The following is a 20,831-nucleotide window of genomic DNA, read 5'->3' as shown; positions in this document are numbered from 1 at the left end:
CCGCCAAGATCCGGCGGTCACCAGCCCGCCGCGTCGGAGACAACCTCGTAGACGCCTTGAAGGTTCACCATCCGGCTGAGTTCGGACTGCTCTATGACGATATTGAAGGCCTTCTCCAAAGCCGCGAGTATTTCAATGGCACGCAGTGAATCCGCGTCATGCTCTTCTTTGAAGAGACTGGTCTCAGTGACCTCGTCGGGGTCGATTTCAAGAATATCGGTAACGATTTCCTTGATGGTTTCACGACGCTCTTCGACGATGGCGGTCATTACCGCGCACCTCCATTTTCGGGCATGGGCAAAGCGACGAAGCTTCCGCTGACGCTAGGCGCCGGTCCGGGAGGGGACAACCCCAGAGTCCACTAGCTGTCACATGCCGGGTGAACACCAGCGTTCGACTGGTCCGGGTGTCATAAAGCTGCAGACGGCAGCCGGTTACCGCGCGGTCAGAACTTGGAATCTGCAGGAAGTTGCCAGGTCGTCAGCGGACAGAACGGTGCCAATAACGTTCAAACCGCCAACAACCTGGCTGCTGCCCGGGTATGCGGCCCGCCCCTAGTCGGGGTCGGACTCCATCAGCCCGGCGCGCACGGCGCGCACTCCGGCCTGGAACCGCGATTCGACCTGCAAGTCCCGCATGATGTCAGCCACATAGCGACGGTAGGTACGCACCGAAAGGCCGAGTTTGCGGGCCGCGGCGTCGTCCTTGTAGCCCTCCGCCATCAGCTTCAGCACCTCACGCAGCACCCGGCCGCGCGCGCCGCCCTCGAACGACAGGGGCCGCATCGGGCGCTGGGCCGTGTCCCACATGCCGCACAGCAGTTGGTGCAGCATATCGGCCACGGTCGAGTTCTGGATCATCGAGGCGCGGGAGCCGCCGGGCTCACCCGGCGAGGCGTCGGGCGCGATGACCGCCGCGCCGTCCACGACCACCAGCTCCTGCCGCACCCCCTCGCAGACGCGGACCTCCAGCCGCGCCACGGTCCCCACCGAGCGCTGCCACGCCGCGCCCCGGATGACGCCCGGCGGGCAGAGCATCCGGGTCCTGACCCCCTTGCCCGCCAGTTGGGCGAGCGTCTGTCCGACCAGCCGGGCGTGGTCCTCGCCCGTCACCTCGGGCAGGCTCCAGATCACATCCCGCTCGGCGCGCAGCACCAGCCGCGCCACCCACCCGGCCACGGCCTCCCCGGCCACCGGCAGTTCGGCGGACGCCGAGGCCAGCGCGGAGCGGCGGTGGTGGTGCACTGCGGACTCCAGCAGGCGTAACGCCTGGCCCAGAGTCTCCTCCAGGTTGTCCGACCCCATGTCCGGCTCCGTTCGAACCGCTCTCCCCGCGCCCACCTCCGCGTCAAATCCGTCAATAGGCACTCGCCCATTTGGTTGAATTCCGAAATGGCTCAAAGGACACCCCCGTTGCCTTTCCGGGAACAGTAACGAGCCCCCTGGCACACGGCAAGGAAGATCGTTCCTTATGGGACACTTCCCGCCGGGAAATACCCTCGCGTTCCGGCCACGACACCTCCCCGTGTCGGCAAGGGGCTGCGCCCCCGCTCGGCGGATTGGTAACTTCCTCTAGAGCCAGCACGCCATCCCTTGCCATACGACGCGGACCCCCCACACCTCCCCTCGGGTCCCGAAAGGCGCCGCCCCCATGGCTGCACAGAACACCGCGACCACCGATGCCGCGCAGGCCGGTTCCGCGCACTCCCCCACCGGCCGCCAATGGCTCGCGCTCTCGGTGCTCGTCCTGTCCCAACTCGCGGTGTGGCTGGACAACACCGTGCTCAATGTGGCCCTGAAGACCCTCGCCGATCCCGATGAAGGGCTCGGGGCGAGCCCCAATCAGCTCCAGTGGAGCATCAGCTCCTACACCCTGGTCTTCGCGGTGCTGCTGTTCACCGGCGGTGTGCTCGCCGACCGCTACGGCCACCGCCGCTTACTGCTGACCGGCATGGTGCTCTTCGGCGCGGCCTCCGCCTGGGCCGCCTACTCCGGCTCGGCCACCGAACTCATCGTGGCCCGCGGCGCGATGGGCATCGGCAGCGCCCTGATCATGCCCGCGACCCTCGCCCTGATCGCCCAGGTCTTCGACGAGCGGCACCGGGCCACCGCCATCGCCATCTGGTCGGGTTCCAGTGGAATCGCGATCGCGACCGGGCCGATGCTCAGTGGAGCGCTGCTCGACCACTTCTGGTGGGGGTCGGTCTTCCTGGTCAATGTGCCGATCGTGGTGCTGTGCGTGGCCGGTTCGTTCGTCTTCCTGCCCGGTGTGGTCACCCGGGTGCGGCAGAAGTTCGACCCGCTGGGCGTGGTGCTCTCCACCGCCGGGCTCTTCGCCATCGTCTGGGGCGTCATCGAGGGCGGCCACCGCAACGACTGGACCGATCCGGCCATCGTCGCCTCGCTGGCCGGGGGCGTGCTGCTGGTCGCGGTCTTCGTCCTCGTCGAACTGCGCGTCGCCAACCCCAGCTTCGACGTCCGGCTCTTCCGCGACATCCGCTTCACCGGCGCCAGCGTCGCCGTCATGCTCACGTTCTTCGGGCTCAACGGCTCGATGTACTACACCAGCTTCTATCTGCAGGGCGTCCAGGGACAGACGCCGCTGGAGTGCGGGCTGTCCATCGCCCCGGTCGCCCTCGGCGTGCTGCTGGGCGCCCCGCTCTCGGCCAAGCTGGTACGGAACCACGGGGTGCGCCCGGTCGTCACCGCGGCCATGCTGATCGCCACCACCGGCTTCGTCGCCTACGTCTTCCTGGACGAGAGCAGCGGACTGCCGCTGTTCTGGGTCTTCCTCATCCTCCAGGGCCTGGGCATGGGTGCCGCCGTCGCGCCCACCACCGAGGCGATCATGGCCATCCTCCCCGCCGACCGGACCGGCGCGGGCTCCGCCGTCAACAACTCGCTGCGGCAGATCGGCGGGGTCCTCGGAGTGGCGGTCCTCGGCTCCGTCCTGGTCAGCGTCTACCGCGACCGGGTCACCCCTCGGCTGAGCGGACTGCCCTCCGGTGACGCCGCCGCCGCCGGGGAGTCGCCCGAGGCCACCCGGCTGATCGGCGCGAAGATGCGGCTGCCCCGGCTGTCGGACGTCGCCGACGAGGGGTTCGTCCACGCCATGCATGTGGCCTCCGTCGTCGGCGCGGCCGCTGCCGCTGCCGGAGCAGTGATCATCTGGTGGGCGTTCCGCAGGACGTCTTCCGGTGCGCGATCCAGCATGTGATCGTTCTTCCTTGCCAGCCCCGTCGCCCCGACATAGCCTCCCGGCACAACATCCTTAATCCGGAAGGCAGTTCACATGCGTACAGCTGTCATCACGGCGGCAGGCCAGGTGGAGATCAGAGAGATACCTGTCCCCGACATCGGTGACTCCGAGGTGCTGGTACGCATCGCGGCCTGCGGCATCTGCACCATGGAGGCCAATCTCTACGCGGGCCGGATGACGGTCTACCCGGCCGCCGCCGGACATGAGATCTCCGGCTGGGTCGAGCGGATCGGCGCCAAGGCCGCCGCACTGGAGGACATGCCCCCGGTCGGCTCCCTCGTCACCCTCGACGGGCTGCCGCGCTGCGGGGCCTGCCGAAGCTGCCGGCGCGGCCAGACCGCCATCTGTGTCGCGCTCCAGGGGCACAAGCGGGAGGACGGCGCGATCACCATGGGCGCGGGGCTCGCCGAATACATCGCCCTGCCCGCCTCACGGGTGTGGTCGGTCGGCGACACCGACCCCGCCGTCGCCGCCATGGGCGAACCGCTGGCCTGTGTGGTCCACTCGCTGCGCCGCGGCGGCTTCCGCGCCGGGGACCGCGTCACCGTCATCGGCGCCGGCTACATGGGCCATCTCCACCTCGCCGTCGCCGCGCAGCTGCAGGCCCGCGGCGTCGCGGTGGTCGAACGGGACGAGCAGCGGCTGGCCGCCATCGCGGCGGCGGGCGCCGACGCGGCCGTCACCCCCGAGGACATCGGCGCGCTGCCCCCGGCGGACGTGGTCTTCGTGACCATCGCGTCCAAGGAGGCCATCGCCGCCGCCCTCGCCGCGGTCGCCGACGGCGGCACCATCGTCCTCTACGGCGGCGGCCCCGGCGGCCCGCCCGCCGAGCTGCCCGGCTACGAGGTGCACCGCCGCCAGCTGACCGTCACCGGCTCCTTCAGCCATGAGCCGGACGACTGGCGCGCCGCCGCCGAACTGCTGCGCGGCGGCCGGCTGTCCGCACGGCTGGAGACGCTGGTCACCGCGCGCTACCCGCTGGACGAGGTCGAGAAGGCGCTCAAGCAGGCCGCCGAAACCCCCGTCTACCGCGTGGTCGTCACGCCGTAACGGCTCCGCTTCGGCCGCCTCGCCAACAGAGCCACCAACAGAGTCGCCCACACAGTCCCCCACAGAAAGGATTCACCTCCGTGTCCCTGCGCGTAGGCGTGCAACTCCACCCCCAGCACACCGGAATCGCCGAGCTGCGCACCGCGTGGCGCGAGGCCGACGCCCTCGGGGTCGACTCGCTGTGGACCTGGGACCACTTCCTGCCGCACACCGGCGACCCCGCCGGGCGCCACTACGAGTGCTGGTCGCTGCTGTCCGCGATGGCGGTCGAGACCCAGCGGGCCACCATCGGACCGCTGGTGAGCTGCACCGCGTTCCGCAATCCGGATCTGCTGGCGGACATGGCCCGCACCGTCGACCAGCTCAGCGGCGGGCGGCTGGTGCTCGGGCTGGGCGCGGGCTGGTTCGAGGCCGAGCACACCGAGTACGGGCTGCCCTTCCCCGGACCGGCCGGGCGCATGGACGCCTTCGCCGCGTCCGTCACCGCCGTCAAGGAGCGGCTGGCCAAGCTCAACCCCGGCCCCGCGGGCCCGCTTCCGCTGCTGATCGGCGGCGCCGGGCGGCGGCGCACCCTGGAGCTGGTGGCCCGCGAGGCCGACTGGTGGAACTGGTACGGCTGGGCCTCCGAGGACCCGGTCGCCGACTTCCGCGAGCTCAGCGGCGTCCTGGACCAGTGGTGCGAGCGGGTCGGCCGGGACCCGGGCCAGGTCGCCCGCACGGTGATGGTCAACCCGGACCAGCTACCGCTGGTCGAGGGGTTCGCCGAGGCCGGGGCGGTCCATGTGGTGCTCTCCCTCCCGGCCCCGTACGACCTGCGGAAGGCCGAGGAGCTGCTCAAGGTGCGCGCCGCGCTCACCTCGTGACGGCCCTCCGCGCGACGGCGCCCCGCACGCCCCTGGGGCGCCGCTTCGGCCTGCTCATGGGCGCGCTGCTGCTCTCCAGCCTGGGCAACGGGCTGTGCTTCCCGTTCACCTCGATCTACATCAGCCAGTTGCTGGGGCTCGGCGGCCGGGCGGCGGGCGGCTACTTCATCGCGATGGCAGCGGCCAGCTTCGCCGCCGCCCTGGCCGGCGGGCCGCTGGCCGACCGGGGCAGCCCGCACCGGGTGGGCGCGCTGGGCGCCGCGGCGCTCGCGGCCGGATACGCCCTGCTGGCGCCCGCCGACTCGGTACCGCTGGTGCTCGCCTCGGGGGTGTGCGTCGGGGTCGGCTTCGGGCTCTTCTACGCCTCGATCGTGGGCGTCGTGGACACGGCCGTCCCCGAGAGCGGCCGCCGCGCGGCCTTCGCCATCCGGCACATCGTCAACAACGCCGGGATCGGGCTGGGTTCGGTCGCGGCCGGGCTCGCGCTGCACGGCGCGGACACCCCGGCGGGGACGCTGCGCTGGCTGTACCTGGCCAACGGGCTGGCGGCGCTGCCGCTGATCGCGGTGATCCTGGGCGTACGGCCCCGGACCAGGGCCGAGCCGAAGGAACGGCCCGACGGCGCACAGCCGTCCGGGCCCGGGCCGACCTATCGCTCCCTGCTGCGCGCCCGCCCGATGGCCCTGCTGATCCTGGCCCAGGCGCTCTTCGCGATCGTCGGCTTCACCCAGATCGAGGCGACCGTACCGCTGCTGTTGCATGACCGGATGGCGGTCACGCTGGGCTGGGTCAGCGTGGTGGTGGCGGCCAACTCCTTCGCCCTGATCGCCCTGCAGCCGCTGCTGCGCGGCCGGCTGGAGCGGCTGCCGGAGACCGTGGTCCTGGCGGGCGGTCCGGTGCTGTGGGCGGTGGCGTTCGGCTGCGGTCTGGGCGCGGCACTGGCCGGACAGGCGGCCCCGGCGGCCGTACGGTACGGACTGCTGCTGGCCTTCGCGGTGGTCTTCGCGGCGGGCGAGCTGATGTACTCCTCCGCCTTCTATCCGCTGCTGCTGCGCTGGTCGGGCGAGGAAGCGGTGGGCCGGGCGAGCGCGCTCGCGTCGCTGGCCTGGAACCTGGGCACGGCCTCCGGGCCGCCGCTCGGGCTGTTCATCGTCGCCCACGCCTCGGCGACGGGTAGCTGGCTGGCGCTCGCGCTGGGCGCGGCGGCCGCGTTCGCCGTGACCGCCGCGCTGTACGGCCGGACGGCGGACACCTGAACCGCCCGCCGAATCTCGAACTCGCGCAAAGAGCCTACGACTTGGGCAGGTAGGACGTGTCGTAGGCGTCCTCCGGCGTGACGGTCTTCTCCAGGAGCCCCTGGTCGTACATGAAGTCGGCCATCCGGGTCCAGGTCTGCGGGTCGATCGCGCCCAGCTCGCCCTGGTCGTTCTTCATCAGCGGCGCGGTGGCCTTGAGCACGGCGCGGGCGTTGTTCCGCTGCTTCTCGCCGCGCAGCCCCGGTACGTACTTCTCGCTGAGCTTGATGGCCTCGTCCTGGTGGTCGATCGCATAGCGCAGTCCGCGCAAAGAGGCGTCGACGAACTTCCCGATGTCGTCACCGCGCTTGTCGAGCGTCTTCTTCTTGGCGCCCAGACCCACGCCCACCAGCGGATCTCCGGCCGTGCCCGAGTCGAGGGTAATCGACCGGACGTCCTTGCCGGCCTCCTTGAACGAGACAGCGTCATTGTTGAGATAGCCCATCACCCCCTCCACCTTGTTTCCGGTGAGGGCGGCCTGCTGGGTGAAGCCGATGTTCTGCACCTTGGCGTCCTTGGCGGAAAGTCCGCCCTCCTTGAGGAGCGCCAGCAAACCGAAATAGGTCTCGCCGAAGGGACCGGGTGTGCCGATCTTCCGGCCCTTGAGGTCGGCGGGGGTGCGGATCTCGGAATCCTTGGGCACGATCAGCCCCACCGGATATTTCTGGTAGAAGGTGGCGATGTCCACGACGGGCACATTTTTGGCGCGCGCCTGGAGCATCTCGTCACCGCCCGCGTAGATCACATCTTCCTTGCCCGAGGAGAGGGCCCCGAAGAGATCTTCGGCCGCGCCGTGGTGGCGCAGCGTCACATTGAGTCCGGCGTCCTTGTAGTAGCCCTTTTCGGCGGCCACATAGAACGGCGAGAACTGGATGTTGGGGGTGTAGGTCAGCCCCACCGTGATGCTTGTCCCGCCCTTGGCCCCCGCGTTCTTCGGCTCCTCGGCGCATGAGGTCAAAGTGGCCAGGGCCACCATCGACGCGAGGGCCGCGCCCATGACCCGGTGTCTGCGAGCACGCCTCATGGACGTCTGCACGAAACGCACGTACTTCTCCTCTGGGATGAAAGTTGTCAGTCGCGCTGAACGAGCCGCTCGACCAGGCGGACCACTCCGTACAGGACGGCGGCGAGAAGGCCGAGCATGACGAGCGTCGAGAACAGTCCGATGGTGTCGGCCTCCTGGCGCTGCACCGACAGCAGCTGTCCCAGTCCGTCGCCGCCCATCACGAATTCGCCGACGACCGCGCCGGTGATGGAGAGCGTGAGGCCGTTGCGCACCCCCGCGAGGACGCTGGGCAGGGCGAGCGGAAGCTCGATGTACCAGAGCATCCCCCACCACCCCACCCCGTCCACCCGCGCGGCCCCCATCACATCGGGGTCCAGCGAGCGCAGCCCCAGCACGGTGTTGACGAGGATGGGGAAGAAGACCAGCAGCGCGCAGAGGACCGCGATGGGCAGCAGTCCGTATCCGATCCACAGGGCCAGCAGGGGGGCCAGCGCCACCGCGGGCATGGCCTGCGAGGCGGCCACATACGGCTGGAGCGCCGCCGCCGCGAGCTCACTGCGCGCGATCAGATAGCCGAGCGGCAGCGCCACTCCGATCCCGATACCGCTGCCCGCCAGCGCCTCCCACACCGTCTCCTTGGTGTAGTCGACGAGATCACCGTGGAACACGTCGTCGAGGAAATGCCGCGCGAGGTCGAGCGGAGCCGGAAGATAGAACTCCGCAACGGCGCCGGTCCGGGTCACGATGTCCCAGACGACAAGCAGCAACAGCCCGAATACCAGCGGCGGCAGCACACCCCGGAACAGCGTTCTCCGCCGGTCGGCGGAGGCTGCGCCAGATGCCGCTCCGGTCATTTTCCGACTGTCATCGGCCCGTGACTTCTCACCATTTCCGCCGCTGTCGCCGGTCTTTCGCGCATGTCCCGGTCGGGGTGAATGCGGCTCGTCCGTACTCGGCTCGCCGTCCGCGCCCGCCGTGGCGGTCGCGCCCCTTCCGTGCCCTTCGGTCATCCCCAAATCCCCTTGCATTACCGGCTGTTGCCAGATCTCGGCACGCCCGCAGGCAACCTATCGCCAGCACGCTCCGGATCACAATGTCGATGGGGAAAACGAAATTATCATGTGGAACTATTTCCGAGGATGCCGAGCTCAGTGGCGCGCACCCCCGCCTGGAAACGGGAGTTGGCCGCCAGCAGCTCCAGGATCCCGGTGACATAGCGGCGGTACGTACGCACCGAGATCGCCAGATCGCGGGCGGCGGCCTCGTCGGTGACCCCGTCGCGCAGCCGGGCCAGCACCCGGCGGACCATTTCGGTACGGGCGCGGTTGCCGAAGTCGAGCGGGCGGGCGGCGGGCACCGCGCCGCCCCAGATGGAGCCGAACATGCCGTACAGGGTGGCGACCACCACCGGGTCCTCGATGACCGAGGTCTGCCGCCCCTCCTCGGCCTCGGTGCACACCAGGGCGGTCCGGCCGTCGGCGATCACCGCGGTGGGCAGCGCCACCGCCGCGATCCGCACCTGCACCGGGGGCGCTGCCGCGGCGGGCGCCTCGGCGGACGGTGCGGGCCCGGGGATGGGCCGCGGCACGGGCCCGGGCGACGCTCCGGCGGCGGCCCCGGGGCCGGTTCCGGAACCGGCGGACCCGGATCCGGCGGTTCCGGAGCCGGGGGCGGATCTGCCGCGCAGCACCCGCACCCCGACCGGGTCGCCGAGGTCCTCCACCAGCGCGCCGAGCGCGGCCTGCACCGGCGCCATCCGGGCCGAGCACTCGGGGAAGACGGCGTCCACGCTCCGCCCCGCCTGGCCGATCACCTCCTCGGCGGCGGCGAGGAACGCGGCGTCCTCCACCCCCACCTCGGTGAACCGCGCGTCCCGGCTCCGCCGGGCGCGGTGCTGGATCACCGTGGACTCGATGAGGTCCCGTACCTCCCGTAGCGTCCCCTCCAGCAGGTCCCCCGCGAGCGCGGCCTCCGGTCCAGGATCGCGTCCGCGGTCCTTCATGTCGACATTCCCGTACTTCCCGCCCCGTGACGTGGTCAAGGTCTCGAGCGCCGTCAGTGACGGCCGGGCAGCAGCCCCATTTCCACCGCCCGCACCCCCGCCTGGAAGCGGGAGTTGGCCCCCAGTTCCCGCATGATCTCCGCGACGTACCGGCGGTAGGTGCGCAAGGAGACCTGCATCGTGCGCGCCGCCACCTCATCGGTGTGGCCGGTGCGCAGACACTCCAGGATCCGCCGTACGGACTCCGGGCACAACCGCCCGCCCAGCCGCGGATGGTCGGCGAGCGCCACGGCGTTCCCCCAGGTCCCGGCGAACATCATCTCCAGGGCCCGCACCGTGGCGGGGTCCTCGACGAGCGACGCCTGCCCCGGGCCCCGCCCCGGCTCCGACGGTCCCCTTCTGAGGTAGACCACCTGGCCGTCGATGAGCAGTGCCTCGGGTAACGGCGGCAGCCCGCCGTCGCAGATCCGGATCTCGCACCGCGGATCGGTGCGCGCCAGCGCCCGTACCGCACCCGAGGCCAGCACCGGCTCCTCGCACAACAGCCGTACGACGACGGCGCGCCGGCTTCCCCTGGCCGGGCGGGCGAGCGCGGCGCAGACGGCCCGCGTCTGCTCGTCGTTGCCCGACAGCACCACGCTGACGGTCCGCTCGGCGCAGTCGACCAGGGTGTCGACCACCTCGGCGAGCGGCACCTTCCCCAGAGCCGTCCCCGCCCAGGAGTCCTGGGCCAGCTCCCTTCGGTGCCGGGTGACCGTCGACTCGATCAGATCACGGGCGGCCAGCAGCGCGTGCTCGACATAGTCGACGGCGCCTGACGAGGGAGTCTCCGTGCTCAGCGGCGAAGGCTCGGACACCCTCACAAGACCAACCATGACTTCCCCTGCCGGGCGACAGTGACCTGGTTATGCGAATACCGGCCTGATTCTCGTCAATTCCGCTGCCCCGAATTGCGGAGGCAGCATTGTGCGAAATCCACGACGACACTAATTCGCGCACAGCGACCACGTCAACGCGGGGCGTGAGGTAAAGAGTTGACAAAACCGGGTGCGGCGGCCCGCGTCGTGCGGTCGCGCCGCCGATGCGCCGGGGGCGCATGTCCACAAGTTACCGGCGAGTCCGGCTTCCGGACGCGGCGGGACTACGGACCGCAGCGATCCGGCTCCGTTCGACGACGCGGAGTGGGGGCCGGTGTCCGGTTGCTGCCAGCTCGGCACCGGACGTCCCCTCCCCCGTCCCCCCTCGTCCAGGGGGCCGCCGCCGGTATCAGCCGAAGCTGATCGGCCCGTGGAAGTCCCGTCCCTGGATGACCGGGCCGGTGATGCGGGCATTGCCCGCGATGGAGTTGTGCACGGCGCCCGCCTCCCCGGCCGCCTCGCCGTGCTCGCGCATCCAGGAGGCCAGGTCACGGCCGAACTCCGGGTCTTGTCGGGCCCGTTCGACCAGCAGATCGGCCAACTGGCGCAACCGCTCGCCGTCGTCGTACGGAATGGCGACCGGCTCCGGCTCACCGGCCGGCTCGCCCTCGCCGTCGCCCCGCCGCAGCACCCTGCGGACCAGCGTGCCGAAGGACTCCAGGGCCCGCCGCCCGGCCTCGCCGCCGGCGCCCGACACCGCCGCGTTCACCGCCGTGAGCAGCGCTCCCGCCGTCACCGGATCCATGGCCCACCCCCTGCCCTCATGAGCGGCTCCACGCTACCGGCGCCGCTGGTCACGGTTCCACCGATTCCGAGCGCAGGGTGAACCAGACCGTCTTGCCCGTCGGGGTGAGGTCCGTGCCCCATTCATGGGCGGTCTTGCTGAGCAGGAACATCCCCCGGCCGCTCTCGGAGAGGAAGTCCGGCTCCTTGACCACCGGCAGCGCCGCCTCGGAGTCGCTGACCGCCGCACGGATCCCGTGCGGAAGCCTCTCCAGGGTGAGGACGCATTCGGGAGAGGCCGCGTGCTTGTGGACGTTGGACAGCAACTCGGTGACGCACATCCCCGCCGCGCTGATCAACTCCTCACGCCCCCACAGCCGCAGGCGCGCACCGACGGCACGGCGAATGTCGGCAAGCATCCGCGGATGAGCGCGAAGGCGCAGTTCGTATCGCTGCGAGATGTTCTCAGCCATATGATCCGGGGCCCCTCCACACCACGGCGCGCTGCCGTGTCCCCTAGCGATCCTGGCCTATGGAACGTCCCACTCGCAATGTTTCGATCCAGTCGCACAAGACTGGCATATGCCCGGCTGGTAGGCGTAGTTGGCAATACGACAGACTGGCGACATGTCCTACCAGCCAGTGCCCACCGTTCGGCGCAGGCGCCTGGGCTCCACGCTGCGACAACTGCGCACCGAAGCGGGGATGACACTGGACGCGGCGGCAGCGGCGCTCAACGCGGCCGCGAACGGATCGGCCGACGCCCGCCGCTGGACCGCGCCGAAGCTCTCCCGGATCGAGAACGCCAACGCCACGATCCGCGCCGCCGAGGTCGAAACGCTGCTGAGGGCCTACGCCGTCACCGACCCCACCACCCGTATCGCCTTGGAGGGCCTGGCCAAGGACGCGGGCAAACGCGGCTGGTGGCAGACCTACCGTGGCGTCGTCGCCCCCGCCTACGCCGACTACATCTCGCTGGAGAGCGACGCGGAGAGCGTCCGCGACTATGCCCCGCTGGTGGTCCCCGGTCTGCTGCAGACGGCCGACTACGCCCGCGAGACCATCGCGGCGAACGCCGTGGCCCGCACCGCCGCCGAGGTCGACGCCCTCGCCGAGGTGCGCCTGGCCCGCCAGGCCGTCCTCACCCGCTCCCGCCAGCCGCTGCGGCTGTGGGCCGTCATCCATGAGGCGGCGCTGCGCCGCCGGTTCACCGGGCAGCCCGACATCATGGCCGCTCAGCTACGGCGGCTGCTGGAGGTGGCGGAGTGGCCCACCGTCACGCTGCAGGTGATGCCGATCGACGCGCCGCCCAACCCGGGGGACGCGGGCGCGTTCACACTTGTGGCCTTCCCGGGCCCGATGCCGGATGTGGTCACACAGGAGAACCTGCGCGGCCCCTCGTACGTCGAAGGAGTCGACGACGTCAACGTCTTCGCCGACGCCTTCGGCCATATCGTGGACTGCGCGCTGTCCACGGATGACACGAAGGCCCTCATCGCTGGTCTGGTATGAGAAAGAGGGCCCCACATATGAACACCTCTGAAACGACCACGCACCACCGCCCCCACTGGCGCAAGTCCTCGTACTCCGCGGGCGAGGGCCAGTGCGTCGAGGTCGCCGTCGCCGGCGGCCACGTCCAGCTACGGGAGAGCGACGCTCCCGGCACCGTCCTGACCACCGTGCCACCGGTTCTGGCCGCCTTCGTCCGCAGTGCGAAGGCGGGCGCGTTCGACGCCTGATCGTCACGTCGGTGCGGTGCCGTCCCGGGACGGCACCGCACCCACCCGCACTACCGGATCGACCGGACAACGATCAGAACTGGACGTCCGAGCAGGCATAGAAGGCGTTCGAGGTGTCCGCGATGGTCCACACGGCGAGAATCACATGTCTGCCGCTCTTACCGCTCGGGATGGTGCCCGAGTGGGAGAGCGTGGACGGCGGACGCTGGCCGTTGTACGGAACGGTCAGGAAGGGCTGGGACTCCAGGCTCGCACGGGTGAGCTTCTGGCTGGGGTTCCAGCCGTTCTTGGTGATGTAGTACTTGAAGTCCGTGGTCGAGTGTGAGGCCGTGAACCGCCAGTTGAAGGTGTAGCTCTGCCCGGCGGTCATCCTGGTCGCGGGCCAGCTGCCGCCCCGCGGGTCGTCGAGCTGGGAGAACCGGCTGTTGCCACCCGCACAGATCGCGCCGTCCGCGGGACCGCCGGACGGGAAGCCCTTCGGGCCCTCGACGCTCTGGGGCTCGTACTGGATGTCACCGCAGCCCGTCACCGTGCCGTTGGCGCACAGCTTCTGGCGGCTGATGGGTGAGTCGGTGTAGCCGTGACTGGAGGCGCTGCCGCCGGTCGCGAGGACGGAAATCGCCGCGAGACCGATGCCGATGACGGCGGCGCTGATCTTCTTGCGCATGCTTCGCTCCTGAAGACGTGGGGAGTGCTTCGATGAGCCGTGCACGGCGGTCTAGACCAAGTTGAGAGTATCCAGGGCCAATAGTCATGTCCATACCAATGGCGCAAGGCCGCGGCGGGTTCCATGGCGTCCTGACCACCGTCCGAGATCGGGTAGAATTTCCACGTCGGCAGGCGCCGCTAGCTCAGTTGGTTAGAGCAGCTGACTCTTAATCAGCGGGTCCGGGGTTCGAGTCCCTGGCGGCGCACCAGCGAATAGATCGCCGACCTGGGCGTCCTCGGTTCCCGAGGGCGCCCATCAGTCGTGGTCTCGCTTCCGGGCACCCACCGCGGCTCGCGGAGTGGGAGCGCTGGGAGGCGGTCTCCCGCGGAACCGCGAACGCACCCGCCGAATAGTCTCCCTTTGACGCGTCAATCGACCCCAGCAGTGCTGCTTATGCGCGCGAGACCTGCCGAAGATGACATGTAAGATTCCCATATGTCTCTGTCGCACGCACTGCTGGGCCTCCTCGCCATCGAGCCCGCGAGCGGCTACGAACTGAGCAAGGAGTTCGAGCGCGACCTCGGGCGGTACGCCTGGCAGGCCGGCCACACGAGCGTGTACCCCGAGCTGATCCGGATGACGGAGCAAGGGCTCGTCGAGGTGACGCATGAGGGCGCTCGCCGTAGCCGTACCTACGCGGTGACGGAGAAGGGCCGTGAGGAGCTGAGGAAGTGGCTGCTCGCGCCATGGGGGCAGGGCGTGGTGCGCAATGAGCAGGTCCTGCGGCTGTTCCTGCTCGAAGCACTGGAACCGGACGAGACCGTCACCGCGCTGCGCGACCTCGTCGAACACGCCGAGAAGCGCATCTCCGAACTCCGCAGGCTCCGCGAGGACCAAGACGCCGAACCACGACAGGGCCGCGACACCCTCGGGCAGCTCGCCGCGGAGTACGGCCTGCGCCAGTACCAGGCGACCCACGACTGGGCGCTATGGGCAATCGAGCACGTGAACAGGCGCCAAGGGTCCGATTCGGCGTAGGCATCGCCTTCTCCGAGGGCCACGGCCCAACGGACGGGGGGCGCCACGGAATCCGTGGCGCCCCCCGTCCGTGCTCCGCCGCCGCGTCCCGGTCGGCGACGCCGTCACTCGTCCGGCAGCCAGTTGCCGTGAAAGCCGAACGGGTCATTGCGGCGCAGCACGCCGAGCCGCGTTGATGGGGGATTTCGGCCACCGTGGGCCGTCACCTCCAGTCGGTGAACCGGCGCGCCCGGCGCTGCTGCCTGCGACTGCGAATGAGGTCCAGCCGATCGCCCTGATGCCCGTCGGCGTACGGCGCCGCCGGGGCGGCGCCGTACGGCCGCCCGGGGGCCTCGTCGTCCAGTGGCGGGGACGTGAACCGCTGCGACACCTGCTCCGGGAACGTCCTGCCGTCCCGCTCCGGGGCGAACACCATGCCGGAGGACATCACGCGCGGGACGAGGACGAGCGCCTGTCCGAGCCGGTTGACGCCCAGCATCAGCAGGATGGTCGCCGAGGACGCCGCCACGTTCGCGTCCACCACGTGTGCGACGGCCATCATTCCCACGCGGGTGACCACCAGCAGGGCCCACAGCCACAGGCCGACCGCCGGCATCCGCGCCCACAGCACCCCGGCGCGCCGCTCCAGCCGGATCGTCGCGCCCTGAGCCGCGCCGATACCGGCGGCCAGCAGCGCTCCGATCACCAGGCACACCACGTCGACGGAAGTCGGATGACGGTCGTGCCGGCTCAGGTCGGCGATGCCGATCACCGTGAGAACCACGGGCAGCAGCATCAGCCGCCGGCCGGTGAGCGCCTCTCCACGCAATTGGCGCGCGATGAGGGCAACGACGACCGCTACGGCGGCCAAGACCTCGAAGAAGCTCATGTGCTTCAATCTACATGTCAGTCTCGACATGTCAAAAGTAACGCCTATGGCGCCTGAGGCCCCACAGAAGGGTGACTCCTCAGCAACATGAGCAGATTTGACATGTCACATTAGTAGTGTGCAGAGTCCCACCGGGCCGCACCCGCACCCAACATGAACAAGGAGCTCTTGACGGTGAGATCTCTGCACGGAATCGACGTCGAGCGGATACGAGCGTTCTCCGACGCGGTCTTCGCCATCGCCATCACGCTCCTCGCCCTGGAGATCACGGTCCCGGAGGATCTCCCCACGGCTGAACTCGGGCACGCACTGAAGGAGGAGGCGCTCCCGTCCGTCGCCGGATATCTGCTCAGCTTTGTCGTGGTCGGAGCACTGTGGATCTCACATCATCGGCTGTTCCGGATGGCCAAGGTGGTGGACGGCCCGCTGCTCTACGTGGATCTGGCGCTGATGGCCCTCGTCGCCGCCCTGCCGTTTCCGACGAAGATCGTCACGGAGTACCACAGCAGCGCGATCGCGACCTCGCTGTACGCCGGCACGATCACCCTGGCCGCTCTGCTGATCGCGGCGATGGCGATCCGCCTCCTCCGACACCCCGGCCTGTGCGACATCGACATTCCGCGCGCTCTGATCGCGCAGTCACTCCAGCACGCGGTGGGTGTCGCGATCGTCTTCGGGAGCTCGGTGCCGGTGGCGGTGATCATCTCGTCCGACGCAGCGGAGTACTGGTGGCTCCTGGCCGTTCCCGTCCGGTATTGCCTCGGACGGCACCACACCAAGAGGAACAAGCATGCGGCGGTCGCGGCATCCCGCCTGCCCTCGTGACCACGGAGGCGGTGAACTCGGTTACGCAAGCCACTTCTTGACGGGACGTCACGGCCGCCGGGGCGCCCGCCCGCCGAGTCCAGAGATAGTGACCAGCAACACACCTCAACCCTCTGTATACCGAGCTCGTTGCACATGGGTCGCTTTATCACCTCATTGGGGACGCGCGGCGACGCACCCCATACCTCCTCCGTGACCACCCGTCGGCGGAGGGTCCGACTCCGCTCCCCAGGCTCCTCCAGACCTCTTGTCCAAGGCCATGACCAGTGCATATGTTCCGTGCGACCACAGCGCGGAAAGCGCTTGTTCCCGCGTCCGGGCCTTGGGGAGAGGCCCCGGCGATCTCCGCTTTCAGCAGCCTTTACGGGAGGGGTACGTCCATGTCCACGATCCTCAGATCCACCGTCGGTGCCGCCCTCGCCTCCGCCGCGGCGGCCGTGCTCACCCTCACCGCGCCCCAGGCGTCGGCCGCCGAGCGCCCCGCGGCGCCCAGCGTCAAGGTGGCCCCGTCCGCCTCCGCCGAGACCGAGGCGTTCGCCAAGGCCAACCCGGCGCCCACCGCCGCCGCCGCGACCGTGTGCGGCACCGGCTACACGCTGAACAAGGCCATTCCGCTGCCCGTCGGCACCGACCCGAGCCAGCGCCTGGCCACGCTGTTCAGCTACACCAACGGCGGCAAGGGCTGCGCGATCCTGGACAACAACTTCGGCGCCTCGCAGTACATGTACCTCAAGGTCTGCAAGGTGGACGGCACCGGCTGCGACACCGACTCGGGCAACTTCAGCCAGTACGCGGGCCCGGTCTATGTCTCCAGCATCGCCTGCGCCCCGGTGACCGCCAAGATGGGCAAGACCTCCAGCAGCCTCTATATCGACTACAAGTCCGACTACGTCTTCCCGTGCAACTGACCCCCGTCACCCGGCACTGAAGGAGACGTCATGGCCGACGCCATGGTCATGCGGGCGCAGCAGTTCATCAACGAGACGTACGCCGGGAAGCTCGGCATTCCGGCACTCGAGGTCGACGGGAAGACAAGCTGGACCGTGATGTACGCGCTCACCCGGGCGCTCCAGTACGAACTGGGCATCACCAGCCTCTCCGACAGCTTCGGCCCCACCACCCTGAGCACGCTGCAGTCGAAGTACCCCAAGCTCAACGCCAGTACGACGCCCTCGACCAAGTTCACGAAGATCGTGCAGTCGGGGCTGTACTGCAAGGGGTACAACGGCGGCGGAATCGACGGGGTGTTCAGCTCCACGGTGGCCGGCTCGATCACCGAGCTGATGACCGACATGGGGGTGGCGGGCGTCTTCGAGGCGGGCAGCCTCGCCCCCAAGGTCTTCAAGGGGCTGCTCACCATGGACGCCTATATCGTCACCGGTGACGGCGGCGCCGATATCCGCACGGTGCAGCAGCATCTCAACGCCAACTACATCAAGCGCCAGGACTACTTCGTCATCCCCTGCGACGGACACCACTCACGGACCGTCGCCAAGTCCATGCTGCTGGCCGTGCAGTACGAGCTCGGCATGGCCGACGGGGTGGCCAACGGGAACTTCGGCCCCGGCACCCAGTCCGGGCTGAAGCAGCACCCCGTCTCCTCGGGCGAGACCAGCAAGTGGGTGCAGCTTTTCTCCGGGGCGATGATCCTGAACCAGCGGCCCAATGTGCCGTTCAGCTCCTCGTTCGGATCGGCGCTCCTGACGGCGGTGAACGGCTTCCAGAGCTTCGCCAAGCTGCCGGTCAACGGCAAGGGCGACTACTCCACGTGGGCGTCGCTTCTGGTCTCCTACGGCGACCAGGACCGCCAGGGCCAGGCATGCGACGGCGTCACCAAGATCACCCAGGCCCGTGCCAACACCCTGAAGGCCGCCGGGTACAAGTACATCGGCCGCTATCTCACCAACCCCAGCACCACCGATCTCCCCGAGAAGGCCATCCAGATCGGCGAGCTCCAGACCCTCGCCGACAACGGGCTCAGATGCTTCCCCATCTACCAGACCTTCGGCCGCGACGCCTCGGGCTTCAACTACGCCGCCGGCAACGCGGCGGCCATCGCGGCGGCGAACGCGGCTGATGACCACGGCTTCAAGGACGGCACCCGGATCTACTTCGCCGTGGACTTCGACGCGTACGACTACGAAGTCACCGACAATGTCCTGCCGCATTTCAAGGGCATCGTGGACGGCATGGCCATCGCCGGGAACCGGTACAAGATCGGGGTCTACGGACCGCGCAATGTGTGCATCCGGGCCTCCGAGGCGGGCCATGCCACGGCGAGCTTCGTCTCCGACATGTCCAGCGGCTTCTCCGGGAACTACGGCTATCCGCTGCCGCCCAACTGGGCCTTCGACCAGATCGTCACCAAGACCATCGGCTCCGGCGACGGCTCGATCAACATCGACAACAACATCGCCTCCGGCCTGGACACCGGGCAGGGGTCCTTCAACCCGCCGGTGGCGTCGATGCCGGACAGCCTCTTCGACCAGTCCTATTACCCGGGGCTGCTGGCCGACGTCCGGTCGTATATGCAATCCATCGGCTTCGCCGAGGACGACGGCAAGATCTACACCACCGGCCAGTGCCTGGAGACCATCATCGCCAGGGATGTCGCCGTGACCAATACGGCACGGGCCTACGGCATGCGCAAGGCGCTCATCCAGACGACGGCGTTCTGGGAGTTCCGGCACTACGGCAACGAGGACCTGGTCAAGGACGCGGGGGTGTGGCTCTACCACAACGGCTATGTGCCGGACTGGGCCAAGGACTTCCCCAAGGTGGACGCGTTCCGGGACAGCAGCACCGGAGTGGGCCAGATGTTCGGCCGGGCGGGCGTTCTCTGCTGGAACAACTCCATCAGAAGCGGTCTGGTGACCGGCACCCCGAAGGACCCGGACAAGGACTCCGACATCTTCTCGGTGTGGGACAAGCTCCGTACGGACAACGACTTCGCCCTCACCTCCGTCGGCCACGCGCATATCTGGGGAGCCGACGGCAAGCCCGGCGGCACCACCGCGGAGCAGGAAACCGGGATCCGCCGCCCCTCGGTGGACTACAAGGAGTCCGAGATCTACGAGGTGCTGCGCCGTTACCAGGGATATGAGGAGCCTGCCTTCACCGATGCCAGGAAGCGCATGCCCCTCTACTACATCTTCGAGAAGTACAACAGGATGATGCGGTGAGCGAAGAACCTTCCCTACTGGCGGCCGATTCGGCGGGCGGGCACAACTCGATCCTGCTGCTTTTCATCTGCCTGATCGGGGTCATCGTCATCTTCACCCTGATCGGCATACTCGGCTCCGGCGTCTCCAAGCGCACCGGCCGCCGGAAGACACGGGCCGACTGGCTCGGCGGAATCGCCCTGCTGTCCGTCTGCGCGACCATCGCCCTGTACATCTGGGGCGCACTCCACGTGATGTTCATGGAGAACGACAACATGCGCGAGGAGTGCTCCCGGGCGGGCGGGGCGGCGAAGGCGGCTCAGGTCGACCGTTATGAAGCGCACTACCTTCCCCTTCGCTTCACCTGCCATCTCGACGAGGGCGGAAGTTACGACGCCGCGGTCCCCGGATACATCAACCCATCCTTGGCCATCGCCTTCATCCTGGCCATCGCCACGGGCGCGGTATCCGTAGTGGCCCGCGACCAGGACCGGTCCACCAGCCCTACCGTCACGAGGGGACGATGAATGAGCGTGTTCGACCCATCCCGTAGGCAGCTCCTCATCCGCTCCGGTGCGCTGGCCGGCGCGGCGGCCCTGGCCTCGCTCCCTGGTTCGGCCCTGCTGGCGACGCCCGCGTACGCCGCGTCCTCGCACTCCAAGACGCCCACCGGCGAGGAGATCCGGAAGGCATACCGCCGCTTCCAGGCGAACCAGGCCCGGGTGCTGACGGGCAGACCGAGCCCGAACGGCTGGGAGATGGAGAAGGTCACCGACGGCGGCGGAACCATCTGGTCCCGTCCGGTGCCCGGCACCCCGCTGGAGGGCGTCACCGTCCACATCGGCGCACCGGAGGCCGTGCTGGTCCATGTGATCCGGCGGTTCCACTACGAGATCGACGAGCTGCGCAAGGGCGATGTGGTGGGCTGGCGCCGCCCCGGCGCGGTCCGCAAGGGGCTGCCGGAGGGCAACCAGGCGTCCGGTACGGCGGTCCGGATCCGCCCCGGCCATTACCCGCGGGGCGTCAAGGGCGGCTTCTTCCCCCAGCAGGAGGTCGTGATCCGCGACATCCTCGCCGAGCTCGACGGCGTGGTCCGCTGGGGCGGGGACGACCGGAAGCCGGACGAGTCGCTCTTCTACCTCGCCGTCAAACCCGGCGATCGGCGGCTGGCCGAGGTCGTGGCCAGGCTGAACCGCTGGCGGGAGACGCCCGGCAGCGGTGCGGGCGCCCCCGTCGACGTCCTCGCGCCGGGGCGCCGTAAGGCCGCGGCGTCCTTGGCGCACCGCCAGCGCGCGGCCGCCTGAGCGGCGGACCGCGGGGCGCGTCCACGAGGGGCGGGCCTGGTCGGCGCGCGCTGACAAGGTGCGCGCCGACAAGATGCCTGTGCATGGAGAACGGGGAGCCCCCGGCGCGTGGGGCGCCGGGGGCTCCCTTTCG

General features: G+C 69.3%; 22 protein-coding genes and 1 tRNA gene. 13 read left to right on the top strand and 10 right to left on the bottom strand.

Translation table 11 applies throughout. The annotated features are described in order from the left end of the window. Positions 1 to 17 precede the first annotated feature (17 nt). Positions 18 to 269 (bottom strand): acyl carrier protein, encoded by a 252-nt coding sequence (locus J5X86_RS29825; RefSeq protein WP_208519797.1) that lies wholly within the window; start codon positions 267 to 269, stop codon positions 18 to 20. A 285-nt stretch (positions 270 to 554) separates the two neighbouring features. Beyond that, positions 555 to 1,304, bottom strand: a complete 750-nt coding sequence (locus J5X86_RS29820) for a helix-turn-helix transcriptional regulator (RefSeq protein ID WP_014060990.1) — start codon at positions 1,302 to 1,304, stop codon at positions 555 to 557. Between the two features lie 346 nt (positions 1,305 to 1,650). Here J5X86_RS29820 and J5X86_RS29815 point away from each other — a divergent pair, with 346 nt between their 5' ends. The 4 genes from J5X86_RS29815 (at position 1,651) to J5X86_RS29800 (ending at position 6,427) form a co-directional block, all read left to right on the top strand. Next, complete coding sequence (locus tag J5X86_RS29815; RefSeq protein WP_208519796.1) at positions 1,651 to 3,216, top strand: MFS transporter; 1,566 nt, start codon at positions 1,651 to 1,653, stop codon at positions 3,214 to 3,216. A 75-nt stretch (positions 3,217 to 3,291) separates the two neighbouring features. Continuing rightward, a complete protein-coding gene (locus tag J5X86_RS29810; RefSeq protein WP_208519795.1) occupies positions 3,292 to 4,308 on the top strand; it encodes a zinc-binding dehydrogenase in 1,017 nt (338 codons plus the stop codon). A gap of 80 nt (positions 4,309 to 4,388) precedes the next feature. Continuing rightward, entirely contained in the window at positions 4,389 to 5,171 is a 783-nt protein-coding gene (locus J5X86_RS29805; protein ID WP_014060993.1) for an LLM class F420-dependent oxidoreductase, read from the top strand. Then, the gene (locus J5X86_RS29800; protein WP_308124773.1) at positions 5,168 to 6,427 is read left to right on the top strand and encodes an MFS transporter; all 1,260 of its coding nucleotides are present in this window, start codon (positions 5,168 to 5,170) and stop codon (positions 6,425 to 6,427) included. The genes J5X86_RS29805 and J5X86_RS29800 overlap by 4 nt, the downstream gene beginning before the upstream one ends. Positions 6,428 to 6,461: 34 nt before the next feature. Here J5X86_RS29800 and J5X86_RS29795 read toward each other — a convergent pair whose 3' ends face one another. The 6 genes from J5X86_RS29795 to J5X86_RS29770 all read right to left on the bottom strand — a co-directional run bounded on the left by J5X86_RS29795 (position 6,462) and on the right by J5X86_RS29770 (position 11,587). Further along, the gene (locus J5X86_RS29795; RefSeq protein WP_243981770.1) at positions 6,462 to 7,463 is read right to left on the bottom strand and encodes an ABC transporter substrate-binding protein; all 1,002 of its coding nucleotides are present in this window, start codon (positions 7,461 to 7,463) and stop codon (positions 6,462 to 6,464) included. A 74-nt stretch (positions 7,464 to 7,537) separates the two neighbouring features. Further along, entirely contained in the window at positions 7,538 to 8,101 is a 564-nt protein-coding gene (locus J5X86_RS51090) for an ABC transporter permease (protein WP_237299897.1), read from the bottom strand. Positions 8,102 to 8,589: 488 nt separating this feature from the next. Further along, positions 8,590 to 9,474 carry a DNA-binding response regulator gene (locus J5X86_RS29785; protein ID WP_208519792.1) on the bottom strand — a complete coding sequence of 295 codons (885 nt, stop codon included), beginning with the start codon at positions 9,472 to 9,474 and terminating at the stop codon, positions 8,590 to 8,592. A gap of 53 nt (positions 9,475 to 9,527) precedes the next feature. Beyond that, the gene (locus J5X86_RS29780) at positions 9,528 to 10,331 is read right to left on the bottom strand and encodes a hypothetical protein (protein WP_308124772.1); all 804 of its coding nucleotides are present in this window, start codon (positions 10,329 to 10,331) and stop codon (positions 9,528 to 9,530) included. Between the two features lie 409 nt (positions 10,332 to 10,740). After that, positions 10,741 to 11,136: a hypothetical protein gene (locus tag J5X86_RS29775; protein ID WP_208519790.1), complete on the bottom strand. Its 396-nt coding sequence runs from the start codon at positions 11,134 to 11,136 to the stop codon at positions 10,741 to 10,743. Positions 11,137 to 11,185: 49 nt separating this feature from the next. Beyond that, positions 11,186 to 11,587: an ATP-binding protein gene (locus J5X86_RS29770; RefSeq protein ID WP_208519789.1), complete on the bottom strand. Its 402-nt coding sequence runs from the start codon at positions 11,585 to 11,587 to the stop codon at positions 11,186 to 11,188. Between the two features lie 154 nt (positions 11,588 to 11,741). Between J5X86_RS29770 and J5X86_RS29765 the strand changes: the two genes are divergently transcribed. Both J5X86_RS29765 and J5X86_RS29760 read left to right on the top strand, forming a co-directional pair. Beyond that, positions 11,742 to 12,626, top strand: coding sequence for a helix-turn-helix transcriptional regulator (locus J5X86_RS29765; RefSeq protein ID WP_208519788.1), 885 nt, complete (start codon positions 11,742 to 11,744; stop codon positions 12,624 to 12,626). Positions 12,627 to 12,643: 17 nt separating this feature from the next. Further along, positions 12,644 to 12,853 carry a DUF397 domain-containing protein gene (locus tag J5X86_RS29760; RefSeq protein WP_208519787.1) on the top strand — a complete coding sequence of 70 codons (210 nt, stop codon included), beginning with the start codon at positions 12,644 to 12,646 and terminating at the stop codon, positions 12,851 to 12,853. A 73-nt stretch (positions 12,854 to 12,926) separates the two neighbouring features. Here J5X86_RS29760 and J5X86_RS29755 read toward each other — a convergent pair whose 3' ends face one another. Next, the gene (locus J5X86_RS29755) at positions 12,927 to 13,520 is read right to left on the bottom strand and encodes a lytic polysaccharide monooxygenase (protein ID WP_208519786.1); all 594 of its coding nucleotides are present in this window, start codon (positions 13,518 to 13,520) and stop codon (positions 12,927 to 12,929) included. Between the two features lie 173 nt (positions 13,521 to 13,693). On the opposite strand from J5X86_RS29755, the gene J5X86_RS29750 reads away from it, so the two are divergent. Continuing rightward, positions 13,694 to 13,770, top strand: a tRNA-Lys gene (locus tag J5X86_RS29750). A 227-nt stretch (positions 13,771 to 13,997) separates the two neighbouring features. Beyond that, positions 13,998 to 14,540 (top strand): PadR family transcriptional regulator, encoded by a 543-nt coding sequence (locus J5X86_RS29745; protein ID WP_208519785.1) that lies wholly within the window; start codon positions 13,998 to 14,000, stop codon positions 14,538 to 14,540. A gap of 202 nt (positions 14,541 to 14,742) precedes the next feature. Here the strand turns inward: J5X86_RS29745 and J5X86_RS29740 are convergent, their stop codons facing one another. Beyond that, a complete protein-coding gene (locus J5X86_RS29740; RefSeq protein WP_208519784.1) occupies positions 14,743 to 15,408 on the bottom strand; it encodes a hypothetical protein in 666 nt (221 codons plus the stop codon). Between the two features lie 174 nt (positions 15,409 to 15,582). On the opposite strand from J5X86_RS29740, the gene J5X86_RS29735 reads away from it, so the two are divergent. The 5 genes from J5X86_RS29735 to J5X86_RS29715 all read left to right on the top strand — a co-directional run bounded on the left by J5X86_RS29735 (position 15,583) and on the right by J5X86_RS29715 (position 20,698). Next, positions 15,583 to 16,233, top strand: a complete 651-nt coding sequence (locus J5X86_RS29735; RefSeq protein WP_208519783.1) for a TMEM175 family protein — start codon at positions 15,583 to 15,585, stop codon at positions 16,231 to 16,233. A gap of 380 nt (positions 16,234 to 16,613) precedes the next feature. After that, positions 16,614 to 17,141 carry a hypothetical protein gene (locus J5X86_RS29730; RefSeq protein ID WP_208519782.1) on the top strand — a complete coding sequence of 176 codons (528 nt, stop codon included), beginning with the start codon at positions 16,614 to 16,616 and terminating at the stop codon, positions 17,139 to 17,141. A gap of 30 nt (positions 17,142 to 17,171) precedes the next feature. Then, the gene (locus J5X86_RS29725; protein ID WP_208519781.1) at positions 17,172 to 19,415 is read left to right on the top strand and encodes a glycoside hydrolase domain-containing protein; all 2,244 of its coding nucleotides are present in this window, start codon (positions 17,172 to 17,174) and stop codon (positions 19,413 to 19,415) included. Further along, on the top strand, positions 19,412 to 19,921 hold the full coding sequence (locus tag J5X86_RS29720; RefSeq protein ID WP_208519780.1) for a hypothetical protein: 510 nt from the start codon (positions 19,412 to 19,414) through the stop codon (positions 19,919 to 19,921). Before J5X86_RS29725 ends, J5X86_RS29720 begins: the two co-directional genes overlap by 4 nt. Next, entirely contained in the window at positions 19,922 to 20,698 is a 777-nt protein-coding gene (locus J5X86_RS29715; RefSeq protein WP_208519779.1) for a hypothetical protein, read from the top strand. It abuts the gene before it with no gap. Positions 20,699 to 20,831: the final 133 nt, after the last annotated feature.

It is taken from the genome of Streptomyces sp. NEAU-YJ-81 (assembly GCF_017592595.1).
GTDB classification, from domain to species: domain Bacteria; phylum Actinomycetota; class Actinomycetes; order Streptomycetales; family Streptomycetaceae; genus Streptomyces; species Streptomyces hygroscopicus_B.
This window is presented reverse-complemented; position numbering and strand designations above follow the sequence as displayed.